Origin of the sequence: Variovorax sp. DXTD-1 (assembly GCF_003984625.1) — a bacterium.
Classification (GTDB): domain Bacteria; phylum Pseudomonadota; class Gammaproteobacteria; order Burkholderiales; family Burkholderiaceae_C; genus Variovorax.
Map to the genome: position 1 here is coordinate 23,608 of NZ_RWKH01000030.1, position 23,030 is coordinate 46,637.

Below are 23,030 nucleotides of genomic sequence, written 5' to 3' on the forward strand. Positions count from 1 at the left end.
TCTGTTCAGCAGTTCATCGGTCGCGGTCGACGACCATGTGGGCCAGCGCGCGCAGTGCCGCGGTCTCGGCCAGGCCGCTGCGCTCGAGCGCAGCGAGCGATTCGGCGAGCAGCTGTTTTGCCTGCGCACGCGCACCGTCGAGGCCCCACAGCGAGACATAAGTGGGCTTGTCCGCGGCGGCGTCCTTGCCGGCCGTCTTGCCGAGGGTTTCCGAATCGGCGGTCACGTCGAGGATGTCGTCCACCACCTGGAACGCCAGGCCAATGGCCGCACCGTAGTCGCGCAGCGCGGCCAGCGCGGTGGGCGCCACGTTGGCAGCGCAGGCGGCACCCATCTCGACACTGCCCTGCAGCAGCGCGCCGGTCTTCAGGCGGTGCATTTCGCGCAGCTGCGCTTCGTTCAGCGCCAGGCCCACGCTGGCAAGGTCGATGGCCTGCCCGCCAGCCATGCCCTGGCTGCCCGCGGCACGTGCCAACAGGCGGCACAGCGTGGCCTGTGTGGCTGCGGGAATCTCGTCGCCTTCGGGCGTCAGCAGTTCGAAGGCCAGGGCCTGCAAGGCGTCGCCGGCCAGGAGTGCATCGGCCTCACCGAATTTCACGTGCACGGTGGGCTTGCCACGCCGCAGCACGTCGTTGTCCATGCTCGGCAGGTCGTCGTGCACCAGCGAGTAGGCGTGAATGAGTTCGGTGGCGCAGGCTGCGCGCAACGCCGCAGCCGCATTGCCGCCCACCGCTTCGCTCGCGGCCAGCACCAGCAAAGGCCGCAGCCGCTTGCCTCCATCGAGCACGGCATAGCGCATGGCATCGCCGAGCAGCACCGGCGCATCGACGCCGACCCAGCGCGACAGCGCGGCTTCTACACGCGCCAGATGCGGCTCGCTCCAGCCTGCCAGCCGGGCGGCGTCCCAATCGGCCACAGCGGCGCTCATTCGGCGGTCCAGGGCTTGAGGCTGCCCGCGTCCAGCACCTTGATCTGGTCTTCGACCGCCTGGAGCTTCTCGCGGCAGAAGGCGAGCAGCGCGGCACCGCGCTGGTAGCTGCCAAGCAACTGGTCGAGCGGCAGTTGGCCCGACTCGAGCTCTGCAACCAATTGTTCCAACTCCTGGAGCCCGGCTTCGTAGCTGGCCGGCAGCGGCCCGGTGTCGGGCGTGGGCGCCGGGCTGGAGGCGGCGGAAGAAGGGACCTTGGGCATGCGGGAGAACAAGTATGAAATCGGGCATTTTAGGGCGGGGAACCAAATGGCCGCCGGTCTTCCCGGAGCGCCCGGCCAAGGGGCCACCGATGAGCGGACGCCGCGGTTCCGAATCTGCCGCAATGGCATACGAAAGGGCGCGGGCACTGCGGTGCCCCCTTGGGTACAATCGCGTGTTCCCCTGCCGGCCGCGCCGGCACAACTCTCGGGCCGTTGCCTTCCCTGACGGCGCCTTCCGTTTTTTCTCTTTTTCTCCCTGTGGGGAGCTTGGTCAGGTCCTCCATGTCTGATTTAAGTCTTCAACTGCAGCAGGCCACGAGCCAACTTCCAGTTTCCGCGTACTTCGACGAGTCGCTTTACGCGCGCGAAATGCAAACGCTGTTCGCGCAAGGTCCGCGCTATGTGGGCCATCGCCTGGCGGTGCCCGAATTGGGCGACTTCCACACCCTGCCGCAAGAGCACCAGGGCCGCGCGCTGGTGCACACGCCCAAGGGGGTGGAGCTCATTTCCAACGTGTGCCGCCACCGGCAGGCGCTCATCCTGCAGGGCCGCGGCCAACTCGACAACCAGACCGGCGGCAACATCGTTTGCCCGCTGCACCGCTGGACCTACGCCGCGAGCGACCCGCGCACCACGGGCACGCTGATCGGCGCGCCGCATTTCGACCAGGACCCCTGCCTCAACCTGCACAACTATCCGCTCACGGAGTGGAACGGCCTCTTGTTCGAGCGCGGCGCAAACGGCGTGGGGCGCGACGTGGCGGCCGACATGGCCGAACTCGGCCCGCGCACCGACCTGGACTTCACGGGCTACGCGCTCGACCGCGTCGAGCTGCACGAGTGCAACTACAACTGGAAGACCTTCATCGAGGTCTATCTGGAGGACTACCACGTCGGTCCGTTCCACCCCGGCCTCGGCAGCTTCGTGACCTGCGACGACCTGCGCTGGGAGTTCAACCGCAACTTCTCGGTGCAAACGGTGGGCGTGGCCAACCGGCTCGGCCGCGCGGGCAGCCCCATCTATCAAAAGTGGCAAGAGCAGCTGCTCAAGTACCGCGAGGGCAAGCCGCCGAAGTACGGTGCCATCTGGCTCACCTACTACCCGCACGTCATGATCGAGTGGTATCCGCACGTGCTCACGGTGTCGACACTGCACCCGGTGAGCCCCACCAAGACGCTCAACATGGTGGAATTCTTCTACCCCGAGGAAATCGTCGCATTCGAGCGCGAATTCGTCGAGGCCCAGCAGGCCGCCTACATGGAAACCTGCGTGGAAGACGACGAGATTGCCGAGCGCATGGACGCCGGCCGCCGCGCGCTGATGCTGCGCGGCGACGACGAGAGCGGCCCCTACCAGAGCCCGATGGAAGACGGCATGCAGCAGTTTCACGAGTGGTACCGCAGCGCGATGCAGCAGAACGCCTGAGCGAACAGTGCAAGCACTCTGGATGGTGCTTGGCGCCTTCTTGTTCGCCACCATGAGCGTGGTGGTCAAGGTGGCGTCGGCCTGGTTCAACAGTGGGGAAATGGTGCTCGGCCGCGGCCTGATCGGCATCGTCTTCTTGTGGCTGCTGGCGCGCAACCGCGGCGTCTCCATGGCCACCCGCTACCCCGGCATGCATGCCTGGCGCAGCATCATCGGCGTGGTGTCGCTCGGCGCGTGGTTCTATGCCATTGCCCACATGCCGCTGGCCACGGCCGTCACGCTCAACTACATGAGCAGCGTGTGGATCGCGGCCTTCCTGGTCGGCGGTGCGCTGCTGGCCTGGGTGCCGGTGCCCGGACGCGACGGCCGCGTCGAGCGGCCGCCGCTGCAGGGCACGCTCGCGCTGACCGTGCTCGCGGGCTTCGTGGGCGTGGTGCTCATGCTCAAGCCGAGCGTGGATGCGAGCCAGGGCTTTGCGGGACTGCTGGGCCTGCTGTCCGGCCTCACGGCCGCGTTTGCCTACATGCAGGTGGTGGCGCTGTCGCGCATCGGCGAACCCGAGTTGCGCACGGTGTTCTATTTCGCGGTCGGCTCGGCCGTGGCCGGCGCCTTTGCCACGGCCGCGACCGGGTTTTCGGGTGGCAATTCTTGGACGTGGCAGCATGCGCTGTGGCTGCTGCCGATCGGCCTCTTGGCCGCGCTCGGGCAACTTTGCATGACGCGCGCCTACGCCACGGCCAAGACGCAGGCCGGCACGCTGGTGGTGGCCAACCTGCAGTACTCCGGCATTGTGTTCGCGGCGTTCTACAGCGTGGTGCTGTTCGACGACCGCATCGACGCCGCCGGTTGGGCCGGCATGGCGCTCATCATCGTGAGCGGCATCGCGGCCACGGTGCTGCGCCAGCGGGCGGTGCCCAAGGCGCCGGCCGAAGAACACTGAATCGCATCGAACCCCATCGACAACGAAGGAGCCCGTCATGTACACCACCCTCATCAGCGTCGAACAACTCCAGCAGCTGCAAGCCGGCGGTACGCCGCTCATGGTTTTCGACTGCAGCTTCGACCTCATGAAGCCCGAGGCCGGCGCGCAGCAATATGCCGCCGCCCACATTCCGGGCGCCGTGTTTGCGAACCTCGACACCGACCTCAGCGCGAAACACGGCGTGCCCGGTGCGCACGGCGACGTGGTGGTGGCGCAGGAAGACGGCGTACCGGCCTCGGGCGGACGCCACCCGCTGCCGAGCCGCGAGAAGTTCGCGGCCTGGCTGTCGGGCATCGGTTTTTCGAACGAGATGCAGGCCGTGGTGTACGACCGCAACGGCGCCAACTTCTGCGGCCGGCTCTGGTGGATGCTCAAGTGGATGGGCCACGATGCGGTGGCCGTGCTCGACGGCGGCCTGCAAGCATGGCAAGCCGCGGGCGGCGAAGTCACCAGCCGCGAAGAACCGGCGCGCTTCCAGTCGAACTTTGTGCCGGGCGAGCCGCTCGCGCAGCTCGTGACGACCGAAACGATAGCGCGCCGGCTCGGCCAGCCTGACCAGCAGCTGATCGACGCACGCGCCGCCGCGCGGTATCGCGGAGAGGTGGAACCTCTGGACCCGATTGCGGGTCACATCCCCGGGGCTCTGAACCGGCCCTTCGCCGAAAACCTCGGCCCCGACGGCAAGTTCAAGCCGGCATCGCAACTGCGTGCCGAGTTCGAAGCGATGCTCATGGGGCGCGATCCGGCGACGGTTGTCCACCAATGCGGCAGCGGCGTGAGCGCTGTGCCCAACCTGCTTGCGATGCAGATCGCAGGGCTTGGGACGACCGCGCTCTATGCCGGCAGCTGGAGCGAATGGAGCAACACGCCGGGGCTGCCGACCCGGCAAGGCGCAGAACCATGAAACACATCCGACTTCGACGCATTTCATCCGGCTTCGCATTCGCCGCGGCACTGTTCGCAGCACCCCTTCTCTCGGCACAGGCCCAGCAACAGCACGCGCATGTGCACGGCCAGATCAAGCTCGACGTGGCCATCGACGGCCCCACGGTGGTGATCGACATGGAGTCCCCGCTCGACAACATCGTCGGCTTCGAGCGCGCGCCCAAGACCGCCGCCGAGAAAAAAATTGCCGAAGACGCCATTGCCCAGCTTCGTGCAGCGGACAAGCTCTTTGTTGTCGACCCCGCCGCCAATTGCAAGCTCGGCCCCGTCGACCTGCGCTCCAGCGCCCTGGGCCTCGGCAACCCCGACCCGAACGAACCGCCGGGCCATGCGGACCTCGACGCCACCTTCTCCTTCAATTGCACCAATGCGGCCGCGGCAAAGTTCATCGACGTGAGTCTGTTCGCCGCGTTCAAGGGCACGCGCCAAATCGATTCGCAGATTGCTTCGGCGCAAGGCCAGTTCAAGCGCCAGCTCAAGCGCCCGGCCGGCGCGCAGGCGAGCCAGCCCGTGCGCCTGAACTTGGGCAAGTGACACTGTGAGCACCGCCCCCCAGGCCGACGCGGCACCGCTGCGTGTCGTGCTTGCCGCCGAAGCGCTGCGTTTTGCGTGGCCCGGCATGAAAACGCCCTGCATCGACATCGAGGCCTTTCGCATCACGGCCGGCGAACTGGTCTTTCTGCACGGCCCGAGCGGCTGCGGCAAGAGCACGCTGCTGTCCCTGCTGGCCGGCGTGCTGGTGGCCGACGAAGGCCGCGTCACGCTGCTGGGGCATGACTGGTCGAAGCTCTCCGGCGCCGCGCGCGACCGCTGCCGCGTTGCGCACGTGGGCTATATCTTTCAGCAGTTCAACCTGCTGCCGTACCTGAGCGTGCTCGACAACGTGCTGTTGCCCTGCCGCTTCTCGCAGCGGCGCGAAGCGCAGGCCGCCCGCGGCGGCAGCTCCCGTGAGGAGGCCGAGCACCTGCTCGACCAGATGGGCCTCGACCACAACCTGTGGAAGCGCCAGGCCATGCAGCTTTCCGTCGGCCAGCAGCAGCGCGTGGCGGCGGCGCGCGCGCTCATCGGCCAGCCCGAGGTGGTGATCGCCGACGAGCCCACTTCCGCGCTCGACGAAGACCGGCGCGAGGCCTTTCTCGACGTGCTGCTGACGGCCTGCGCAACGAACCAGAGCGCACTCGTGTTCGTGAGCCACGACCAGCGCATTGCGCAGCGCTTTGCACGCCATGTGCTGCTGCCCGACATCAATCGCGCCGCGACGGCAGCAATGGCGGCGGACGCATGAAGGCACGCCGATGAGCGCCCTTTTTTCCATTGCCTGGCGCAGCGCCTGGAACCGGCGCTTCACGCTCGCGCTCACCGTGTTCTCGATTGCGCTGTCGACCTTTCTGCTGCTGGGCGTGGAGCGCATCCGCACCGAGCTGCGCGAGAACTTCGCGTCGTCCGTCTCGGGCACCGACCTGATCGTGGGTGCGCGCACGGGCGCCACGCAGCTGCTGCTGTATTCGGTGTTCCGCATCGGCGCGGCCACGAACAACATCTCGTGGAAGAGCGTGCAGGCCCTGGCTTCACACCAGGGCGTCGACTGGGTGGTGCCGCTTTCGCTCGGTGACTCGCACCGCGGCTTCGCGGTGCTGGCCACCTCGCCCGAATACTTCACCCGCTTTCGCTATGGCGACCGCCAGTCGCTGAAACTGCGCGAGGGCAAGCCCTTCAGCGAACTGTTCGATGCCGTGGTGGGCGCCGAAGTGGCCGACAAGCTCGGCTACCACGTCGGCCGGAAGATCACCCTCGCCCACGGCAGCGGCGAACTCAACACGGCCGAGCATGCCGACAAGCCCTTCACGGTGGTCGGCGTGCTCGCGCGCACCGGCACGCCGGTCGATCGCACGGTGCACATCGGCCTCGAAGCGATGGAAGCCATTCATCTCGAATGGGTGGGCGGCGCCCCGATGCCCGGCGTCAAGATTCCGGCCGAGCAGGTGCGCAAGTTCGACCTCACGCCCAAGAACGTAACGGCCGCACTCGTGGGCCTGAAGAACCGCTCCGCCGTCTTCGGCGTGCAGCGCTGGATTTCCACCTACACCGGCGAACCGCTGATGGCCATCCTGCCCGGCGTGGCGCTCGACGAACTGTGGAGCGTGATCGGGATCGGCGAAAACGCGTTGCTGCTGATGTCGGCGCTGGTCGCGCTGGTGAGCCTTGCGGGCCTTGTCTCGGTGGTGATGGCGAGCCTGAACGAGCGGCGGCGCGAACTTGCCGTGCTCCGCGCCGTGGGCGCCGGCCTGCGCCAGGTGCTGGCGCTGCTCGCGCTCGAGGGCGCCATGGTCACCGTTCTGGGTGTGGCGCTGGGTGTGGTCATGGCGGTGCTCGGCATTGCCCTGCTCGCGCCATGGCTGCAGTCGCAGTTCGGGCTGACACTGAGCCTTTCAGAACCTACACTGAACGAATGGCTGCTGATGGCGAGCCTGTTGGTGGCAGGTTGGCTGGCCAGCCTGCTGCCCGGCATTCGTGCCTACCGGCTCTCTCTTGCCGACGGTCTCTCACCCAGGATTTGAAACCATGCGCATCGCAAAGAAGACCTCCACGTTCCGAGCTTTCACCCGGCTTTCGATGCTGCTTGCCGGCGCGGGCTTAGCAGCCGCCACATGGGCCGCCGACCCTGCGCCCAAGGACACCACCGCCTCGAACCCGCTCGGCGGCAAGGCAGCGCCGGCCGCACCTGCTGCTGCCAAGGGCACGCCCGGCCAGCCGCGCCAGATCACCTGGGAAGAACTGGTGCCGAAAGACTGGGATCCGGCCAAGGAGTTCAAGGGCATGGACCTGAGCTCGCTCAACGACGGCGACCCGCGCGCCAACGAGCTGCTCATGAAGATGCAGGAAGTGTCGAACAACGCGCCGACCAACCCCGCGATGAACGGCGCCGAAATCAAGATCCCGGGCTTCATCGTGCCGCTCGAAGAAGCCAAGGGCGAAGTGACCGAGTTCCTGCTCGTGCCCTACTTCGGCGCCTGCATTCATACCCCGCCGCCGCCGGCCAACCAGATCCTGCACGTGGTCACGTCAAAGGGCGCCAAGTTCCGCGCCATGGACACCGTGTGGGTCACGGGCAAGCTGCAGACGATGCGCAACGACTCCATGATGGGCGTGAGCGGCTATCACGTGAACGCGACGAGCGTCACCAAATACTCGGGCGGCGCCAAATAGACTGGCCGGCGGCGCGACGCCTCAGCGGGCCTTGCGTGCCGGCTTTGGAGCGGGCGCATCAGGCGCCTCTCGCGCCGACTTCATGTGCCCGCTTTCCGCCGTGGTCATGCCCACGATCTTTGCAAGCTGCCGGCTGACGCTCACGTAGGCGTGGCCGATGCGGCTGTCGAAATACAGCGAATCGCCGCGGGCAAGGCGCACCACCTTGCCGTTGTCGAAATGCACCTCGATCTCGCCCGAAAGCACATAGGCGAACTCTTCTCCCGGATGCTTCACGAAGTCCTCGGGCCCGTGAATGCGCCGTGCGTGCACGGTGCCGACGATCGGGCTCATCTGCTTGCCCGCGGCCGTGGTGCCCAGGAACTCGTAGGCGATTGAAAGGCCGCGGTACACCACGCCCTTGCCCGCGCGGGTGACGACCGGCCCATCGAGTTGCGCGGGCTTGACGCCGGCCCCCGCGAACATTGCGTTCATGTCCATCTCGAGCGCGCGGCCGAGCGCGGTGAAGTTCTCGTACCCGAGCGCGAGTTGCCCGCGTTCCGCGCGCGAGATGGTGGTGATCGACACGCCCGAGCGCTCGGCCAGCTGAGCCAGCGTCCAGCCGAAACGCTTGCGTGCTGTGCGCAGGCGGTTGCCGAAGGTGGTGCGGTCCAGCGCCGGCTGTTCGTCCTTCGGCTTTGTCCCCAGCTTGGGTCGCGGCTTGTTGCCCGTGTGTGGATTCACGCTTGGCTTTCTCTTGTAGTGCAGCGCGATTCTGCCAGTCCAGTGCCCGAATCCGTGCCACGGTGCCCGCGGCCGATGCACGGAAATTGCGTATGCGCAAATTGCGGACACGCAAATTTCACCACCACGGTGCGTCCCACCCCCTCTCGGTGGGCCTTGAAGAAATTTGCGTATACGCAAATTTCTACCTACACTCCGCCAATGACTTCCAACACACCAGCGCCCGTTGCGGCCGACTACCTCGTGATTGGCGGCGGCATTGCCGGTGCCTCGGTGGCCTACTGGCTCGCGCCGCATGCCCGCGTGATCCTGCTCGAACGCGAGGCCCAGCCGGGCTATCACTCCACCGGCCGCTCGGCCGCGCTCTTCATGGAAAGCTACGGCACGGCCCAGGTACGCGCGCTCACCATGGCAAGCCGCGCGTTTCTCGAACGCCCGCCAGAAGGCTTTGCCGAGCACCCGCTCCTCACGCCGCGCGGCGCGTTGATGGTGGCCGACGCCGACCACGTGGCCGAGCTCGAAGCCCACTGGGAGGTGCTGCGCGCCATGAACACCGGTGCACAGCGGCTCAGCAGCGAAGAGGCCATCGAGATGGTGCCGGCGCTGCGGCCCGAACAAGTGGCGGGCGGCGTCTATGAGCCCGATGCGTCCGACATGGACGTGCACGCCATCCACCAGGGCTACCTGCGCGGCATGCGGCAGGCCGGCGGCAAGCTGGTGTGCGACGCCGGCGTGACCGCGCTCGAGCGCGTGGGCGACGGCTGGCGCGTGACGGCAGGCGACGTGGTCTACGAAGCGCCAGTGGTCATCAACGCGGCGGGCGCGTGGGTCGACACCATTGCGCAACTGGCGGGCGTGTGGCCCATCGGCATCGAGCCGCGGCGGCGCTCGGCCTTCATCTTCGCGCCGCCTGAAGGCAGCAATGTGGCGCACTGGCCCATGGTGTTCAGCGCCGACGAAGGCTGGTACATCAAGCCCGACGCCGGCATGCTGCTCGGTTCGCCGGCCAACGCCGATCCGGTCGAGCCGCAAGACGTGCAGCCCGAAGAGCTGGATGTCGCCTTCGCCATCCACCGCATCGAGGAAGCCACCACGCTCACCATTCGCCGCCCCACCCGCACCTGGGCGGGTCTGCGTTCCTTCGTGGCCGATGGCGACCTGGTGGGCGGGTTCGAGCCAGAGGCGCCCGGCTTCTTCTGGCTTGCGGCGCAGGGTGGCTATGGCATCCAGACTTCGGCAGCCATGGGCGAGGCATGTGCGGCACTCGCGCGCGGCCTGCCGGTGCCGCAGCGCATTGCGGGCTTCGGGCTGACGGCCGGAATGCTGGGCCCGCAGCGCTTGCGTGCGGCGGCTGCAAGTGGCGAGGGGTCGTCGAAAGCGGCTTAGTCGGGCGCGTTCATCACGCGGGCAAACTCTTCGTCCGCGGGCACGTTGTCGGCGTCGAGTTCGCTGGCATCGGTCAGGTCGATGCCGGTTGCATCCGACAGGTCGTCGGCGGCTTCCGATTCCGATTCTTCGAAGTCGTCGACAGGCGAATCGTCGTCGTCATCTTCGGGCGATGGCGGAGCGGGGCGCTTCTTGGCGTCGACGTTGTTCATGATCGGTTCCTCGGCGATGGGATGAGCGAGACATTCGTCAGACCCCCAATGTTGCACCTCTTTCAGGTGCCGTGCGTCAATTCCCCGGAACAGCGTCGGTTTCGGAACGTATCCATCCAACCCGTGCTGTGGGTCAGTCCTTGTGCGCCGGGGCTCCTTCGCCTTCGTGCGCATGGCCGTGCTCCGAGTGGCCATGCTCGGCGTGACCATGTTCCGAGTGGCCATGGTCGTGCTCGCCGTGCGCAAGCCGGCTCACGAGCGTGACGAGCGCAATGCCCACCACCAGCCACACGATCTGCGCCGCGGTCTGCCGCGCCGGCAAACGCTTCTGCAATTGTGGAATCAGGTCGGCCAGCGCCACGTAGACGAAGCTGCTGCTGGCCAGCACCAGGAAGTAAGGCAACCAGCCGTGCAGCTGGTCGACCAGCCACCATCCAACGATGCCGCCGAGCATGGTCATGGTGCCGGCGAGCGACACCTTGATCAACGCCGCGCGCTGGTTGGCCGAGCTCTGGCGCAGCACGACGAGGTCGCCGATGTGGTGCGGCACCTCGTGCGCGAGCACCGCGATGGCCGCCACCAGGCCAAGGCGGATGTCCGCGATGAAGGCCGACGCGATCAGGATGCCGTCGCCGAAGCAGTGCACGCTGTCGCCGGTGAGCACGGCCCAGCCGCCGCCCGCGCGAGGCGCGTGGCTGTGCGAATGGCCATGGCCGGCGTGGTCATGATCGTGGGCGCGGCCGTGCGCATGATCGTGCGCGGCGTGATTCGTTTGGTGCCCTGCGCCGATCGGCCCCGGCGCGGGGCTGCCATGGTGATGCTCGTGCCCGTGGTGCCAGAGTTCGGCCTTGTCCAGCAGAAAGAAGAACACCAGGCCGAACAGCAGCACGCCGAACAGCAGCGCGGGCTGGATGCGGCTTTCGAAGGCCTCCGGCAACAGGTGCATGAACGCGGTGGCGAGCAGCGCCCCTGCGGCCAGGCTCAGCAGGTGCTGCGAATTCACCCCGCCCGAGCCGCTGCGCACGCCCACGCGCAAGAGCAAGGCCGCGAGCCACACGCTTCCGATGCCGGCAACCAGGGTCGCCGCGATGATCACTATCAAATTCATAGCTGCTTGCGCAATTTCGATGGGCACCGATGCCCGACAACGTTCATAAAAAGAGAAAGGCCGTCACAGGGACGGCCTTCGGCGGTGAGTGGCTACAGGCCGTCGTCAGACGACGCCATTGGCTTTGAACCAGGCCGTGGCTCGCTGCCATCCGTCATCGGCCGCGCTCTTTACATAGCTCGGGCGGTAGTCGGCATGGAACGCGTGGCCTGCTTCGGGATACACGACGAAGCTCGAAGCCTTGGCAGCCGGGGTTCCATTTGCCAACGCTGCTTTCATCTTATCAACCGTGTCAAGCGGGATGCCCTGGTCTTTTCCGCCGTACAAGCCGAGCACCGGCGCCTGCAGGCTGGCCGCCACATCGACGGGGTGCCTGGGCGTCAATTCGCTCGGCTGGCCGACCAGGCGGCCATACCAGGCCACGCCGGCCTTCACCTTGCCGGTGGCGGCATAGAGCCACACGATGCGGCCGCCCCAGCAGAAGCCGGTGATGCCGGCCTTGGCAACATTGCCGCCGTTGGCCCCGGAATACGCAAGCGCGCCGTCCAGGTCGGCCATGACCTGCGCATCGGGCACCTTGGTCACGATGTCGGCCTGCAGCTTGGGAATGTCGGTGTAGCCGCGCGGATCGCCCTGGCGTGCATAAAGCTCGGGGGCAATGGCCAGGTAGCCCAGCTTGGCAAAGCGGCGGCAGGTGTCGGCAATGTATTCGTGCACGCCGAAGATCTCCTGGATCACCAGGATCACCGGCAGGCCCGTCTTGCCGGCCGGCGCGGCCGCATAGGCAGGCACCTCGAAGCCGTTGACGGTGTATTTGATCGGCCCGGCCTTCAGGCCCTCGGCCGAGGTGCTGATGGCAGTCTGCGCGGCAACGGGCAGGACGGCGGCCGCATAGCCCACGCCGATGGCGGCCTTGAGTGCGGTGCGGCGCGTGGCGCCCTGCTCTGTGCTCTCGCCGGGGCGAAGCGAATCGAAATCGGAACGGCTGTCGTCGCGAAGGGACATGGGAAGGGCTCCAGTTGAATCGTCGGACAAGGGGCATGCGTGAAAACGCACGCCGCAATGTAGGCGAATTCAGCGCGGTCCGTATCCCAGGGGCCCGGATGTCAACAGGGCTGCAGTGCGGCCTAAAGTCTTCAGTTGCGATAGGCGCGGCGCGCCAATGCGGCGGCCAGCACCTGAGCCGGATCGACCAGGTTCAGCCCGGCGACCGCGGCCGAGCCCTGCAGGCCGAGCGGCACCTCGGTGCAGCCCATGATGATGGTGACCGGCCCGTGGCGTTCCGCCAGCCGCAGCGCCACCTGCGAAAAACACTCTTCGGCCAGCCGCATGTTTCCGGCCTTCACGCCCTCGAAGATGCCGCGCGTGATGATGCGGCGTTCTTCCTGCAGCGGCACAAGGCAGTCGAGTCCCGCCTCGGCCAGCGCATGTTCGTAGAGGCGCACGCGGTAGGTGCCCTCGGTGGCCATCAGCGCCACATTGCCCGCGCCTTGCGCGGCAAGATGCTGCGCCACCTCGCGCGCCATGTGCAGCAGCTCCACTTGCGGAAAGCGTTCCTGCAGTCGGGCATGCCAGGCATGCGCGGTGTTGCAGGCAATGGCCACGGCCTGGCTGCCCAGCGCGGCCAGCCGCCCCAGTGCCTGCAGCATCGGCTCGAGCGGCTGGTGCGCGCCGGTCTCCGCCGAGCCCAGCGCGTCGGTTCGGTCAGGCACCGGCACCTGCGCCAGCCAGTGCTCTGGAAAGGACTGGTCCCGCACCGGCTCCCCGCGAGCGCGCATCTGCTGGGCGCAGGCCTGCACGAAGAGCCGGACGAAGTCCGCCCCCGCCGCAGGGCCCATGCCGCCCAGAATGCCCACTACGTTCGTCGAAGCCATTGCGTACGTCCGCTCGCGTCAGGTCGCCGGCTTGTCCGAAGGGGTCTTGAGGTTGTCCTTGAGCTGCTGGCTCATGGGCAAATTCAGCGGCACGTTCTTCGGCGGGATCGGCGACATGAACCACTTGGTGTAGAGCTTCTCGAACTCGCCGCTCTTCATCATGCCGATGAAGGTGTCGTCCACCAGCTTCTTGAAGGCCGGGTCGTCCTTCGGCAGCATGCAGGCATAAGGCTCGACCTGCAGCGCCTCGCCCACCACTTCGTAGTCGGCCGGGTTCTTGGCGTTGGCAATCAGGCCGAACAGCAGGATGTCGTCCATGGCAAACGCCACGGCGCGGTCGCTTTCCACCAGCAGGAAGGCGTCGGCGTGGTCCTTGCCGAGCACGATGTCCATGTCGAGGTTCTTCTCGGTGTTGTACTTGCGCATGACCAGCGCGTTGGTGGTGCCGGTGGTGCTGGCCACCGTCTTCTTGGCCAGGTCGGCGTAGTCCTTGATCTTGGAAGACTTCTTGGTCAACAGGCGCGTGCCCGTATAGAAATGGTTGACGGCAAAGGCCACGTCCTTGCCGCGCGCGGTGTTGTTGGTGGTGGAGCCGCACTCCAGGTCGACCGTGCCGTTGGTGATCAGGGGAATGCGGTTCTGCGAGGTCACCGGCATCAGCTGCACCTGCAGGTTGGGCTTGTTGAGCTTTTTCTTCACCGCCTCGACCACGGCGTTGGAAAGTTCGACCGAGAAACCGATCGGCTTGTTGGGGCCGTCCAGGTAGCTGAAGGGCACCGACGACTCGCGGTAGGCGAGCGTGATCTTGCCGGACTCGGCGATCTTGGCCAGCGTGTCGGCGGCCTGGACGCCGGTGGCGGTAAGCAGCACCACGGCAGCAGCGGCCATCAATGCGGAGAGTTTCATGCGAGCCTTCTTCAGTTGGTTGAACAGAGCGGCCAGTGTAAGAAGGAGTGACACATGGCGACAATTCCAAATGAACCCTAGGCCATACCCAAAGGTTATGGGTTAGGAAGAGCGAGCACCAAGGCATGCGCTTTGGCTATGGGCCACCGCGCTTTTGGCATTTCCGGGCAGGCGTGCGCGCGCCTACATTCAGCACTCCCCTCTCTTTGCTCCCTCCTTTGGAAAGTTGCCCCATGCATGTGTGTGTGCTCGGCGCCGGCATCGTGGGCCTGGCCACCGCCTGGCAACTCGAACGCCTGGGCCATCAAGTCACGGTGATCGACCGAGCGGCCCCGGGTGCGGGCGCGAGCGGCGGCAACGGCGCGCAGCTCAGCTACTCGTACGTGCAGCCGCTGGCCGATCCGTCGATCTGGAAGCAGCTGCCCAAGCTGCTGCTCTCGCCCTCCTCCCCGCTCAAGCTGCGCCCGCAGCTCGATCCGCTGCAGTGGCGCTGGGGCCTGGCCTTTCTTGCGGCCTGCAATGCGCAGACCTCGCGCGACACCACGGCGCAACTGTTGGCCTTGGCCGCGCTGAGCCGCAGCGGGTTCGAGGCCATGCAGGCCGACGTTGCGCCCGACTGCGATTTTTCCGCCACCGGCAAGCTGGTGCTCTATGCCAGCCCCGTATCGCTCGAAGGCGCGCGCGCGCAGCTCGAATTGCAGCGCGCCATGGGCAGCGAGCAGCGCATTGTTTCGCCCGACGAATGCGCCGCCATCGAGCCCGCGCTCGCCGGCTATCGCGGCCAGATGGCCGGCGCTGTCTACACGCCGAGCGAGTGCGCGGCCGATTGCCTGAAGGTTTGCGGCGAACTGATGCGGGTGCTCAGCGGGCGCGGCGTGCGCTTTCTGCTCGGCGCCGACGTGCACGGCTTCGCGCGCAGCGAGGGCCGGGTGGCCGCCGTGAAAACGAGCGATGGCGACGTGGAGGCCGACGCCTTCGTGATGGCACTGGGCTCGGCCTCGCACAAGCTCGGGCGTGCACTCGGCGCCTACCTGCCGGTGTACCCGCTCAAGGGCTACAGCATCACGGTCGATGTCGATCCTTCGCCCGGCGCAGCGCCCAGCGTGAACGTGACCGACAGCGCACGCAAGGTGGTGTTCGCGCGCATCGGCTCACGGCTGCGCGTAGCGGGCATGGCGGAACTCGTGGGGCACGACGCGAGCATTCCGGCGACGCGCATCGAAACGCTGGCGGCCGCGACACGCGCCGTGTTCCCGCATGCGAGCCCGCTCGAAGAACTGCACCCGTGGACCGGCATGCGGCCCGCCACGCCGAAGGGCCTGCCGATCATCGGCCGACTTGCGAGCGCTCCACCGAACATGCTGTTCAACACCGGGCACGGCGCGTTGGGCTTCACACTGGCTTTCGGCTCCGCTCGGCGGATTGCCGATGCGCTGGAGCCCGCGGAGTCATTGGCCTGAGCTTCACGGGCGGCAGGCCGCCCTCAGGCCGCCTGCTCTATCGCCTCGCGCATGCAGCGCGTAATTCCGCGGACCGCCACTGAATCGGGCCGTCCCGCAAAGCGCAGCGCGCGCACCGGCACCGGAATGTGCGGCTCCAGTGCCAGCACGTCGACCTTGGTGCCGTCGGCCGAGCGCGCCGTGCAGCCATCGACCAGCGCCACGCCCAGCCCGTGGTGGGCCATCGACAGCGCGGCGTGATACGTCTGCACCGTGACCACCGCCTGCTGGAAGCCGACGCCGGCCTGGCGGCAGGCCTGGCTCAGGCTGGTGCCCACCGGGTCTCGGCTGTCGAGCCCGATGACGGGCCGGTCGACCAGGTCATGCAGCGCCACCGACCCATTGCGCACCAGCGCGCGCGGAAGCATGCCCTTCGGCGCGATGCACACCATGCGCGTGTCGGCAAGCGTTTCCTGCGTGAGCGAGGAATGCACCGCGGGGCTGAAGACAAAGCCCACGTCGGCCTCCTGCAGCAGCAGCGCCGACATGATCTGCGGCGAATGCAGCGATTCGACGGTGATCGAATAGCCCGGGTGCTTTTCGCGAAACGCCTTGAGCGCGCGCGGCAGCACCTCGTAGCTCAATGCCAGCACGCTGAGGATGCGCAGCTCGCCGGTGTCGCTGCCCGCGCGCAGGTTGGCCGCCAGGCGCTGCACTTCGTCGAGCTGCGCGAACAGCCGCTCGATGTGCGGATACAGCGTGAGCGCCTCGGTGGTCGGCGTCAGCCTGCCCTTGGCGCGCTGGAACAGCGGAAAGCCCAGTTGCAGCTCGGCATGCTGCAGCGTGCGGCTCACCGCCGGCTGCGTGATGTTGATGAGCCGCGCCGCCGCGCTCACGCTGCCCGTGAGCATGATGGCGTTGAAGACCTCGATGTGGCGCAGCCGCATCGGTCAGTTGCCCACCTTGTTGCGCGAAAGGTCCATCACCATGCGGGTCGCAAGATAGAGCCGCGGCTCGATGGAATCGACCAGCACGTATTCGGCATCGGCCGAGTGCGCGCCAAAGCCCTGCAGGCCGAAGCGCTCGACCACCGGCGCCTTGGTCTTGAGGGCGGAAAACGCCGCGTCGGTACCGCCGCCGGCGGCCTTGTCGTCAGCGCCCAGCGGCTTGCCGATCTCGTCCTTGTAGATGCGCTGCGCGTGCGCGGCCAGCGAGCGCGAGGCGTCGGTGGCTTCGAGCGGCGGACGGCGGCGCTCGAACTTCAGCTCGACCTTGGCCTCGGGAATCAGCTGCTTCTTCACGCGTTCCTGCACCTGCTGCTCGATGCGGTCGTAGTCGCTCACCTTCAGCACGCGCACGTCGGCGCTGGCGGTGGCACTCGCCGGAATCACGTTGCGGTTGCTGCCCGACTTCGAGATGGTCCAGTTCATCTTCAGGCCCGTTGCCGGGTCTGACAGGTCGCGCATCTGCAGCACCTGGTGCGAGAGTTCGTAGAGCGCGTTCACGCCCAGCTCGGGCGCAGAGCCCGCATGCGATGCCTTGCCCGTGACGTTGAGCGTGACCGAGGCGATGCCCGCGGTGGCAAGCGAGAGCTTGTCTTCCTTGACCGAGGCGCCTTCGAACGACAGCACCGCGTCATGCTCGCCGCCGAGCCGCGTGATGAGCGCGCGTGAACCGGGCGAACTGATTTCCTCGTCGCCGTTGATCAGCACGGTGAGCGTGCCGTATTCCTTGAACTTGAGCGCCTGCAGCATCGCCACCGTGTGGATGATGACCGCCACGCCCTGCTTGTCGTCTGCAATGCCGAGGCCGTAGGCCTTGTCGCCTTCGACGCGGAACGGCTGCTTGCCGAGCATGCCCACGGTGTAGACCGTGTCCATGTGCGCAATGAGCATGATCTTCTTCTTGCCCGTGCCCTTGAAGGTGGCCCGCACCACGCGGCCCATCTTCTCGGGCGTGTCTTCCATGCGGTAGGCCTCGGCGCTGGTGTCGATGAGCTCGACCTCGCCGCCCAGCGCCTTGAGCTTGCCGGCGATGAGATCCGAGATCTTCTCCAGGCCCTCGAGATCGCGGCTGCCGGACTCGATGCCCACGAGCTGCGAAAGCGAATGGAGCAGCGGCTGCTTCTGCTCGGCGGCCAGCGAGGCGATGCGCGCATCGGGTGCGGCCAGCGCGGCCTGGCAGGCTGCGGCAATCAGGAGTGCGCCGCCTGCGCGGCACCAGGAACGAACGGGGAACAGGGTCATGAACGGCTTCCTTGTGTTTTTCTGGTCCGCGCGGTGGACACCGGGCGGGTTCGGCATTCTTCCATGCAGGCCGGCATCGCGGCCACCAGCGCGTCGACTGCGCAGCGCGTCTTCGCGGGCATGTGCCGCGAGCGTGGCCACAGCGCATGGATGGGCATGGCCGCGGCGCGGTGGTCGGTCAGCACGGGCTCGAGTTGTCCGGATTGCACGTAGCGTGCCAGCAGCCAGTTCGGCAACCAGGCGAGTCCTGCACCTGCAATGGCCGCGTCGGCCACCGCCTGCAGGTCGTTCAGCCGCGCATGCCAGGGCAGATGCACCGTGTGCTCGCGGCCTTGCGGATCGCGCAGTTCCCAGCGCTGCGACTGGCCGGGACCGCAATAGTCGATGCCCCGGTGCTGCGCCAGCGCGGCCACGTCAGCCGGCCGCCCGAAGCGCGCCAGGTAGGCCGGCGCGGCCGCCAGCCTCATGGTCTGCTCGCCGAGCCGACGGGCCACCAGCCGGTCGGTGTCGGGCAGTTCGCCGATCCGCACCGCCAGGTCGTAGCCCTCCTGCACGAGGTCGACCACGCGGTCGCTGATGGCAATGTCCACCTGCAGTTGCGGATAGCGCTCGATGAGGCCCAGCAGCGCCGGCGCCGCATGGTGATGTCCGAAGGCCAGCGGCAGGCTGGCCCGCAGGCGGCCGCGCGGCTCACGCCGGCCGCTTTCGAGGCCCGATTCCGCGGCCTCCAGTTCGGCCTGCGCGCGCAGGCAGTGCTCGTAGTAGGCCTGCCCTTCCTCGGTCAGGCTCTGGCTGCGGGTGGTGCGCTGGAGCAGGCGCACGCCGAGCCGCGCCTCCAGCCGCGCGAGCGCCTTGCCCACGGCCGAGCGCGTGAGGTTCAGCCGCTCGGCCGCGAGCGTGAGACTGCCGCTTTCGACCACCTCGAGAAAAGTCTGGATGCCATCGAAACGATCGGTCATGGCTCGGGATTGTGCCTTTTGGTTCCCGAATCTGCTGAATCGATGTCCTCAATGAAGAATCTGTTTCCCGACAAGATGGCGGCATGACACCGTCTTCTACTGCTTCAACTACCAACCCGCGCCGCGATGCCGCCGCGCTCACCGCCGTCTGCCTCGTCGCCCTCATGTTCGGCCTCGAAATCTCCAGCGTGCCGGTGATCCTGCCGGAGCTCGAGCGCGTGCTGCACGCCGACTTCCAGGACGCGCAGTGGATCATGAATGCCTACACGCTGGCCTGCACCTCGGTGCTGATGGCCGCCGGCACACTGGCCGACCGGTACGGCCGACGCCGCGTGCTGGTGGCCAGTCTGTGGCTGTTCGGGCTGGCATCGCTGGCATGCGGCTGGGCGACGAATGCGCCGCTCCTGATTGCCGCGCGTTTCGTGCAGGGCGTGGGCGCCGGCACCATGATGATCTGCCAGTTCGCCATCCTGTCGCAGCAGTTCCGGGAGCCCGCGGCACGCTCGCGCGCCTTCGCGGTCTGGGGCGTGGTGGCGGGCATCGGGCTGGGCTTCGGTCCGCTGGTGGGCGCCGCCATCGTGGCGTTGGCCGATTGGCGCTGGGTCTTTCTGGTGCATGCCCCGCTGGCGCTGCTCACGCTGGGCCTGGTGCGCGCCAGCGTGCAGGAGTCGCGCGACCCCGACGCACACCGCCTCGACGTGGCGGGCATGCTCACGCTCACGCTTGCGGTGTTTGCGCTGGTCTGCTTCATCACGCTCGGCACGGTGCAGGGCTTCGGCAACCGCGTGGGGCTGGCGCTGCTGGCGGGTGCGCTGGCTTGCCTCGCGCTGTTCGTCGCGGCCGAGCGGCGCAGTGCGCATCCCATGTTCGACTTTTCGGTTTTTCGCATCCACCGCTTCAACGGCGCGATGATGGGTTCGGTGGGCATGAACTTCAGCTTCTGGCCCTTCATGATCTACCTGCCGATCTACTTCCAGTCGGCGCTCGGCCATAACCTGATGCGCGCCGGCTGGGCGCTGCTGGCCTACACGCTGCCCACGCTGCTGGTGCCGCCGCTGGCCGAGCGGCTGGCGCTGCGCCACGGCGCCGAGCGCGTGATTCCCGGCGGCCTTGGATTGATGGCGCTGGCCTTCCTGCTCATGGCCGCGGGTAATGCGCGCGGCAGCGACGCGTGGGTGATTGCCGCGTGCCTGGTTGCGGGCATCGGCCTGGGCCTCACGAACTCGCCCGTTACCAACACGAGCACCGGCGCGGTGTCGGCCGCGCGCGCGGGCATGGCCTCGGGCATCGACTTCAGCGCGCGGCTGATCACGCTCGCCCTGAACATTGCGCTGATGGGCTTCGTGCTGGTGAGCGGCATTGCGCGGCACCTGGGCGAAGCCGGCCTGCGCGCGGGGGCCAGCGAGTTGCTGCAACTGGCGCAGAGCGTGGCAGCGGGCAAGCTGGACATCGTGCCGGGGGCGGCAGGCCCCGCTCTCGCGCAGGCCGCCCTGCGCCACGGGTTCGGCGACGCAATGCTCTACGCCGGCATCGGCGTGGGGCTGCTGGCATTGGCGAGCCACGCCTTCTTCAGGCGCGGCCGGCGCTCAGTGGGCCTTGTCCCAGTTCGGGCCGATGCCGATCTCGGCTAGCAGCGGCACCTTCAGCTCGGCCACGCTGGCCATCAGGCGCGGGATTTCGGTGCGCACCCATTCGACCTCGGCCTCGGGCACTTCGAACACCAGTTCGTCGTGCACCTGCATGATCATCCGAGTGGCCCGCTTCTCCTCGTCAAGCACGTTCTGTACCTTGATCATGCTGAGCTTGATCAGGTCGGCCGCCGTGCCCTGCATCGGCGCGTTGATGGCCGCGCGCTCGGCACCGCCGCGGCGCGGGCCGTTGGGCGAATTGATCTCGGGCAGGTAAAGGCGCCGGCCGAACACGGTCTCGACATAGCCCTTTTCTTTTGCGAGCGCCTTGGTCTCGTCCATGTACGCCTTCACGCCCGGGTAGCGCGCGAAGTAGCGTTCGATGTAGGAGGCCGCGGCCTTGGTCTCGATGCCCAGGTTGCGTGCGAGCCCGAAGCTGCTCATGCCGTAGATGAGCCCGAAGTTGATCACCTTGGCATAGCGGCGCTGTTCGCTCGACACCTGGTCGGGCGTGGAGCCGAACACCTCCGCCGCGGTGGCGCGGTGCACGTCGATGCCTTCGCGGAATGCGCGCAGCAGCGACTCGTCGCCGCTGATGTGGGCCATGATGCGCAGCTCGATCTGCGAGTAGTCGGCGCTTGCAATCACGCTGCCGGCCGGCGCAATGAAGGCTTCGCGCACGCGTCGGCCTTCGGGCGTGCGGATCGGAATGTTCTGCAGGTTGGGGTCGTTGCTGCTGAGCCGCCCCGTCACCGCCACCGCCTGCGCATAGTGCGTGTGGACGCGGCCGGTGCGCGGGTTGGCCAGCTGGCCGAGCTTGTCGGTGTACGTACCCTTGAGCTTGGACAGGCCGCGGTGCTCGAGGATCTTTGCGGGCAGCGGATAGTCCTCAGCCAGCTTCTCGAGCACTTCTTCATCCGTGCTCGGCGCGCCGCTCGGCGTTTTCTTGACGACCGGCAAGCCCAGCTTGGTGAAGAAGATCTCGCCGATCTGCTTGGGCGAACCCAGGTTGAAGGGCTGGCCCGCGATCTCGTAGGCTTCTTGTTCGAGCGCCATGATGCGCGTGCCGAGCTCATGGCTTTGCGCGGCGAGCGTCGGCGCATCGATCAGCACGCCGTTGCGCTCGACGCGGTAGAGCGCCTCGCTCGAATCCATCTCGAGCTGATAGATGAAGCGCAGCTTTTCGTCGCACTCGATCTGGGGCCACAGCGCCAGGTGAACGTCGAGCGTCTGGTCGCTGTCTTCGCACGAATATTCGGCGGCCTTGGCAACGTCGACCTGGCTGAACGGAATCTGGTGCGCGCCCTTGCCGCACAGGTCTTCGTACGAAATGCCGCTGCGGCCCAGGTGGCGCTCGGCCAGGCTCGCAAGCCCGTGCGGCCGGTGCGCTTCGAGCACATAGCTTTGCAGCATGGTGTCGTGGGCATAGCCCTGCACCTCGATGCCGTGGTTGGCAAGCACGTGGCGGTCGTACTTGATGTGCTGGCCGAGCTTTTTCTTCGCGGGGTTTTCGAGCCAGGGCTTGAGCCTGGCGAGCACTTCGTCGAACGGCAATTGCGCGGGCGCATCGGGGTAGTTGTGCGCAAGCGGAATGTAGGCCGCCTCGCCGGGCTCGACGCTGAAGCTCACGCCCACGATCTGCGCGACCATTTCATCGAGCGACGTGGTCTCGGTGTCGATGGCGGCCAGGTCCGCGGCTTCCAGCTTTGCGAGCCAGGTGTCGAACTGGGCCCAGGTCGTGATCGTCTCGTACTTCAGGTTGCTCGCTGGCGATGCGGCCGCTAGCGCGCCGAGCTCGGCCGATTCGTCGAACAGCCCGCCCTGGTCGGCGCTCGCAGCACCGCCGCGGGCCGCCTGCTTCTTGATGTTTTCCTCGATCAGCTCGGGCGGCACTTCCAGCGCTTCGAGCGACTTGACCAGGCTCTTGAAGCCGAACTTCTCGTAGAAAGGCTTGAGCTCGGCGGTTTGCGGCGCGCCCACCGGAAGGCCTTCGAGCGAAGGCAGGCCGACGACATGCGCGGCCAGGTCGCAATCGGTGCGGATGGTCACGAGCTGGCGGCTCAGCGGCAGCTTGTCGAGCGCCTTGCGCAGGTTCTCGCCGGCCTGGCCTTTCACGTCGGCGGCGCGCTCGACCAGCGTGTCGAGCGAACCGTATTCGAGCAGCCATTTGGCAGCAGTCTTGGGGCCGACCTTCTCGACGCCGGGCACGTTGTCGACCGCATCGCCGACGAGCGTCTGGTAGTCGATCATCAGGTTGGGCGGCACGCCGAACTCGGCTGTGACGCCGGCCACGTCGCGCTTCTTGCCGTTCATCGTATCGATGATGGTGATGTGCTCGTCCACCAGCTGGCTCAGGTCCTTGTCCCCGCTGGACACGATGACCTCGATGCCCTGCCCCGCCGCGGTTTTTGCGAGCGTGCCGATCACGTCGTCGGCCTCGATGTCGGGCACGCAGAGCACGGGCCAGCCCATGAGCTTCACCACCTCGTGGATGGGGTCGATCTGGCTGCGCAGGTCGTCGGGCATCGGCGAGCGGTTGGCCTTGTACTCGGGGTACAGGTCGTCGCGAAATGTCTTGCCGGGCGCGTCGAAGATGCAGGCCGCGTAGTCTGCACGAACCTCGCGGCGCAGCGCCGTCATCATGTTGATCATTCCGCGGATGGCGCCGGTCGCGGGGCTCTTCGAATCGCCGGGCACAGCCCGCAGGTCGGGCATGGCGTGGAAGGCGCGGTAAAGATAGCTCGAGCCATCGACGAGCAGCAGCGTTTTCTTGTCGGTCATCAGGCCATTTTGCCGTGC

Annotated in this window: 22 protein-coding genes; 10 read left to right on the top strand and 12 right to left on the bottom strand. The window is 67.1% G+C overall.

Annotated elements, in window-relative coordinates:
* Positions 1 to 13: 13 nt before the first annotated feature.
* A complete protein-coding gene (locus EJI00_RS22860; RefSeq protein ID WP_126749769.1) occupies positions 14 to 928 on the bottom strand; it encodes a polyprenyl synthetase family protein in 915 nt (304 codons plus the stop codon).
* Positions 925 to 1,191 carry an exodeoxyribonuclease VII small subunit gene (gene xseB / locus EJI00_RS22865; RefSeq protein WP_126749770.1) on the bottom strand — a complete coding sequence of 89 codons (267 nt, stop codon included), beginning with the start codon at positions 1,189 to 1,191 and terminating at the stop codon, positions 925 to 927. The genes EJI00_RS22860 and xseB overlap by 4 nt, the downstream gene beginning before the upstream one ends.
* Positions 1,192 to 1,473: 282 nt before the next feature.
* Here xseB and EJI00_RS22870 point away from each other — a divergent pair, with 282 nt between their 5' ends.
* The 7 genes from EJI00_RS22870 to EJI00_RS22900 are packed head-to-tail and all read left to right on the top strand — an operon-like array spanning position 1,474 to position 7,750.
* Positions 1,474 to 2,616 carry an aromatic ring-hydroxylating oxygenase subunit alpha gene (locus tag EJI00_RS22870; RefSeq protein WP_126749771.1) on the top strand — a complete coding sequence of 381 codons (1,143 nt, stop codon included), beginning with the start codon at positions 1,474 to 1,476 and terminating at the stop codon, positions 2,614 to 2,616.
* Positions 2,617 to 2,638: 22 nt separating this feature from the next.
* Entirely contained in the window at positions 2,639 to 3,556 is a 918-nt protein-coding gene (locus EJI00_RS22875) for a DMT family transporter (protein ID WP_126749800.1), read from the top strand.
* A gap of 37 nt (positions 3,557 to 3,593) precedes the next feature.
* Positions 3,594 to 4,502, top strand: coding sequence for a sulfurtransferase (locus EJI00_RS22880; RefSeq protein WP_126749772.1), 909 nt, complete (start codon positions 3,594 to 3,596; stop codon positions 4,500 to 4,502).
* A complete protein-coding gene (locus EJI00_RS22885) occupies positions 4,499 to 5,077 on the top strand; it encodes a DUF2796 domain-containing protein (protein WP_126749773.1) in 579 nt (192 codons plus the stop codon). Before EJI00_RS22880 ends, EJI00_RS22885 begins: the two co-directional genes overlap by 4 nt.
* A gap of 4 nt (positions 5,078 to 5,081) precedes the next feature.
* Positions 5,082 to 5,828 (top strand): ABC transporter ATP-binding protein, encoded by a 747-nt coding sequence (locus EJI00_RS22890; protein ID WP_126749774.1) that lies wholly within the window; start codon positions 5,082 to 5,084, stop codon positions 5,826 to 5,828.
* A gap of 10 nt (positions 5,829 to 5,838) precedes the next feature.
* Positions 5,839 to 7,101, top strand: a complete 1,263-nt coding sequence (locus EJI00_RS22895) for an ABC transporter permease (RefSeq protein WP_126749775.1) — start codon at positions 5,839 to 5,841, stop codon at positions 7,099 to 7,101.
* 4 nt (positions 7,102 to 7,105) lie between these two features.
* Positions 7,106 to 7,750, top strand: a complete 645-nt coding sequence (locus EJI00_RS22900; protein ID WP_126749776.1) for a DUF3299 domain-containing protein — start codon at positions 7,106 to 7,108, stop codon at positions 7,748 to 7,750.
* 21 nt (positions 7,751 to 7,771) lie between these two features.
* On the opposite strand, the gene EJI00_RS22905 is transcribed toward EJI00_RS22900, so the two are convergent.
* The gene (locus tag EJI00_RS22905) at positions 7,772 to 8,473 is read right to left on the bottom strand and encodes a helix-turn-helix domain-containing protein (RefSeq protein WP_126749777.1); all 702 of its coding nucleotides are present in this window, start codon (positions 8,471 to 8,473) and stop codon (positions 7,772 to 7,774) included.
* Between the two features lie 201 nt (positions 8,474 to 8,674).
* Between EJI00_RS22905 and EJI00_RS22910 the strand changes: the two genes are divergently transcribed.
* On the top strand, positions 8,675 to 9,859 hold the full coding sequence (locus EJI00_RS22910; protein ID WP_126749778.1) for an NAD(P)/FAD-dependent oxidoreductase: 1,185 nt from the start codon (positions 8,675 to 8,677) through the stop codon (positions 9,857 to 9,859).
* Here EJI00_RS22910 and EJI00_RS22915 read toward each other — a convergent pair.
* The 5 genes from EJI00_RS22915 to EJI00_RS22935 all read right to left on the bottom strand — a co-directional run bounded on the left by EJI00_RS22915 (position 9,856) and on the right by EJI00_RS22935 (position 13,959).
* Positions 9,856 to 10,071: a hypothetical protein gene (locus EJI00_RS22915; RefSeq protein ID WP_126749779.1), complete on the bottom strand. Its 216-nt coding sequence runs from the start codon at positions 10,069 to 10,071 to the stop codon at positions 9,856 to 9,858. The genes EJI00_RS22910 and EJI00_RS22915 overlap by 4 nt on opposite strands.
* Before the next feature lie 133 nt (positions 10,072 to 10,204).
* Positions 10,205 to 11,179 carry a ZIP family metal transporter gene (locus EJI00_RS22920; RefSeq protein ID WP_126749780.1) on the bottom strand — a complete coding sequence of 325 codons (975 nt, stop codon included), beginning with the start codon at positions 11,177 to 11,179 and terminating at the stop codon, positions 10,205 to 10,207.
* A 105-nt stretch (positions 11,180 to 11,284) separates the two neighbouring features.
* Positions 11,285 to 12,184 carry a dienelactone hydrolase family protein gene (locus EJI00_RS22925; RefSeq protein WP_126749781.1) on the bottom strand — a complete coding sequence of 300 codons (900 nt, stop codon included), beginning with the start codon at positions 12,182 to 12,184 and terminating at the stop codon, positions 11,285 to 11,287.
* Positions 12,185 to 12,315: 131 nt separating this feature from the next.
* A complete protein-coding gene (locus EJI00_RS22930; protein ID WP_126749782.1) occupies positions 12,316 to 13,053 on the bottom strand; it encodes an aspartate/glutamate racemase family protein in 738 nt (245 codons plus the stop codon).
* 18 nt (positions 13,054 to 13,071) lie between these two features.
* Positions 13,072 to 13,959, bottom strand: coding sequence for a transporter substrate-binding domain-containing protein (locus tag EJI00_RS22935; protein WP_126749783.1), 888 nt, complete (start codon positions 13,957 to 13,959; stop codon positions 13,072 to 13,074).
* A 233-nt stretch (positions 13,960 to 14,192) separates the two neighbouring features.
* Between EJI00_RS22935 and EJI00_RS22940 the strand changes: the two genes are divergently transcribed.
* Positions 14,193 to 15,419 carry a D-amino acid dehydrogenase gene (locus tag EJI00_RS22940; RefSeq protein WP_126749784.1) on the top strand — a complete coding sequence of 409 codons (1,227 nt, stop codon included), beginning with the start codon at positions 14,193 to 14,195 and terminating at the stop codon, positions 15,417 to 15,419.
* A gap of 23 nt (positions 15,420 to 15,442) precedes the next feature.
* On the opposite strand, the gene EJI00_RS22945 is transcribed toward EJI00_RS22940, so the two are convergent.
* From EJI00_RS22945 to EJI00_RS22955, 3 genes are read right to left on the bottom strand one after another with little or no spacing between them, the layout of a single operon-like run.
* A complete protein-coding gene (locus EJI00_RS22945; protein ID WP_126749785.1) occupies positions 15,443 to 16,345 on the bottom strand; it encodes a LysR family transcriptional regulator in 903 nt (300 codons plus the stop codon).
* 3 nt (positions 16,346 to 16,348) lie between these two features.
* Positions 16,349 to 17,644 (bottom strand): M20/M25/M40 family metallo-hydrolase, encoded by a 1,296-nt coding sequence (locus EJI00_RS22950; RefSeq protein WP_126749786.1) that lies wholly within the window; start codon positions 17,642 to 17,644, stop codon positions 16,349 to 16,351.
* Positions 17,641 to 18,603: a LysR family transcriptional regulator gene (locus tag EJI00_RS22955; protein ID WP_126749787.1), complete on the bottom strand. Its 963-nt coding sequence runs from the start codon at positions 18,601 to 18,603 to the stop codon at positions 17,641 to 17,643. Before EJI00_RS22955 ends, EJI00_RS22950 begins: the two co-directional genes overlap by 4 nt.
* A gap of 83 nt (positions 18,604 to 18,686) precedes the next feature.
* Between EJI00_RS22955 and EJI00_RS22960 the strand changes: the two genes are divergently transcribed.
* Positions 18,687 to 20,234 carry an MFS transporter gene (locus EJI00_RS22960; RefSeq protein ID WP_126749788.1) on the top strand — a complete coding sequence of 516 codons (1,548 nt, stop codon included), beginning with the start codon at positions 18,687 to 18,689 and terminating at the stop codon, positions 20,232 to 20,234.
* Here EJI00_RS22960 and polA read toward each other — a convergent pair.
* A complete protein-coding gene (gene polA, locus EJI00_RS22965; protein WP_126749789.1) occupies positions 20,190 to 23,012 on the bottom strand; it encodes a DNA polymerase I in 2,823 nt (940 codons plus the stop codon). The two genes, EJI00_RS22960 and polA, sit on opposite strands and share 45 nt — an antisense overlap.
* Positions 23,013 to 23,030: the final 18 nt, after the last annotated feature.

Excerpts from the sequence above, each read along its gene's own strand:
- EJI00_RS22955 (WP_126749787.1), bottom strand. The coding sequence starts at position 18,603 with ATGACCGATCGTTTCGATGGCATCCAGACTTTTCTCGAGGTGGTCGAA.
- EJI00_RS22930 (WP_126749782.1), bottom strand. The coding sequence starts at position 13,053 with ATGGCTTCGACGAACGTAGTGGGCATTCTGGGCGGCATGGGCCCTGCG.
- EJI00_RS22960 (WP_126749788.1), top strand. The coding sequence starts at position 18,687 with ATGACACCGTCTTCTACTGCTTCAACTACCAACCCGCGCCGCGATGCC.
- EJI00_RS22935 (WP_126749783.1), bottom strand. The coding sequence starts at position 13,959 with ATGAAACTCTCCGCATTGATGGCCGCTGCTGCCGTGGTGCTGCTTACC.
- EJI00_RS22910 (WP_126749778.1), top strand. The coding sequence starts at position 8,675 with ATGACTTCCAACACACCAGCGCCCGTTGCGGCCGACTACCTCGTGATT.
- EJI00_RS22875 (WP_126749800.1), top strand. The coding sequence starts at position 2,639 with ATGGTGCTTGGCGCCTTCTTGTTCGCCACCATGAGCGTGGTGGTCAAG.
- xseB (WP_126749770.1), bottom strand. The coding sequence starts at position 1,191 with ATGCCCAAGGTCCCTTCTTCCGCCGCCTCCAGCCCGGCGCCCACGCCC.
- polA (WP_126749789.1), bottom strand. The coding sequence starts at position 23,012 with ATGACCGACAAGAAAACGCTGCTGCTCGTCGATGGCTCGAGCTATCTT.
- EJI00_RS22860 (WP_126749769.1), bottom strand. The coding sequence starts at position 928 with ATGAGCGCCGCTGTGGCCGATTGGGACGCCGCCCGGCTGGCAGGCTGG.
- EJI00_RS22945 (WP_126749785.1), bottom strand. The coding sequence starts at position 16,345 with ATGCGGCTGCGCCACATCGAGGTCTTCAACGCCATCATGCTCACGGGC.
- EJI00_RS22950 (WP_126749786.1), bottom strand. The coding sequence starts at position 17,644 with ATGACCCTGTTCCCCGTTCGTTCCTGGTGCCGCGCAGGCGGCGCACTC.
- EJI00_RS22900 (WP_126749776.1), top strand. The coding sequence starts at position 7,106 with ATGCGCATCGCAAAGAAGACCTCCACGTTCCGAGCTTTCACCCGGCTT.
- EJI00_RS22915 (WP_126749779.1), bottom strand. The coding sequence starts at position 10,071 with ATGAACAACGTCGACGCCAAGAAGCGCCCCGCTCCGCCATCGCCCGAA.
- EJI00_RS22895 (WP_126749775.1), top strand. The coding sequence starts at position 5,839 with ATGAGCGCCCTTTTTTCCATTGCCTGGCGCAGCGCCTGGAACCGGCGC.
- EJI00_RS22925 (WP_126749781.1), bottom strand. The coding sequence starts at position 12,184 with ATGTCCCTTCGCGACGACAGCCGTTCCGATTTCGATTCGCTTCGCCCC.
- EJI00_RS22880 (WP_126749772.1), top strand. The coding sequence starts at position 3,594 with ATGTACACCACCCTCATCAGCGTCGAACAACTCCAGCAGCTGCAAGCC.
- EJI00_RS22920 (WP_126749780.1), bottom strand. The coding sequence starts at position 11,179 with ATGAATTTGATAGTGATCATCGCGGCGACCCTGGTTGCCGGCATCGGA.
- EJI00_RS22940 (WP_126749784.1), top strand. The coding sequence starts at position 14,193 with ATGCATGTGTGTGTGCTCGGCGCCGGCATCGTGGGCCTGGCCACCGCC.
- EJI00_RS22885 (WP_126749773.1), top strand. The coding sequence starts at position 4,499 with ATGAAACACATCCGACTTCGACGCATTTCATCCGGCTTCGCATTCGCC.
- EJI00_RS22870 (WP_126749771.1), top strand. The coding sequence starts at position 1,474 with ATGTCTGATTTAAGTCTTCAACTGCAGCAGGCCACGAGCCAACTTCCA.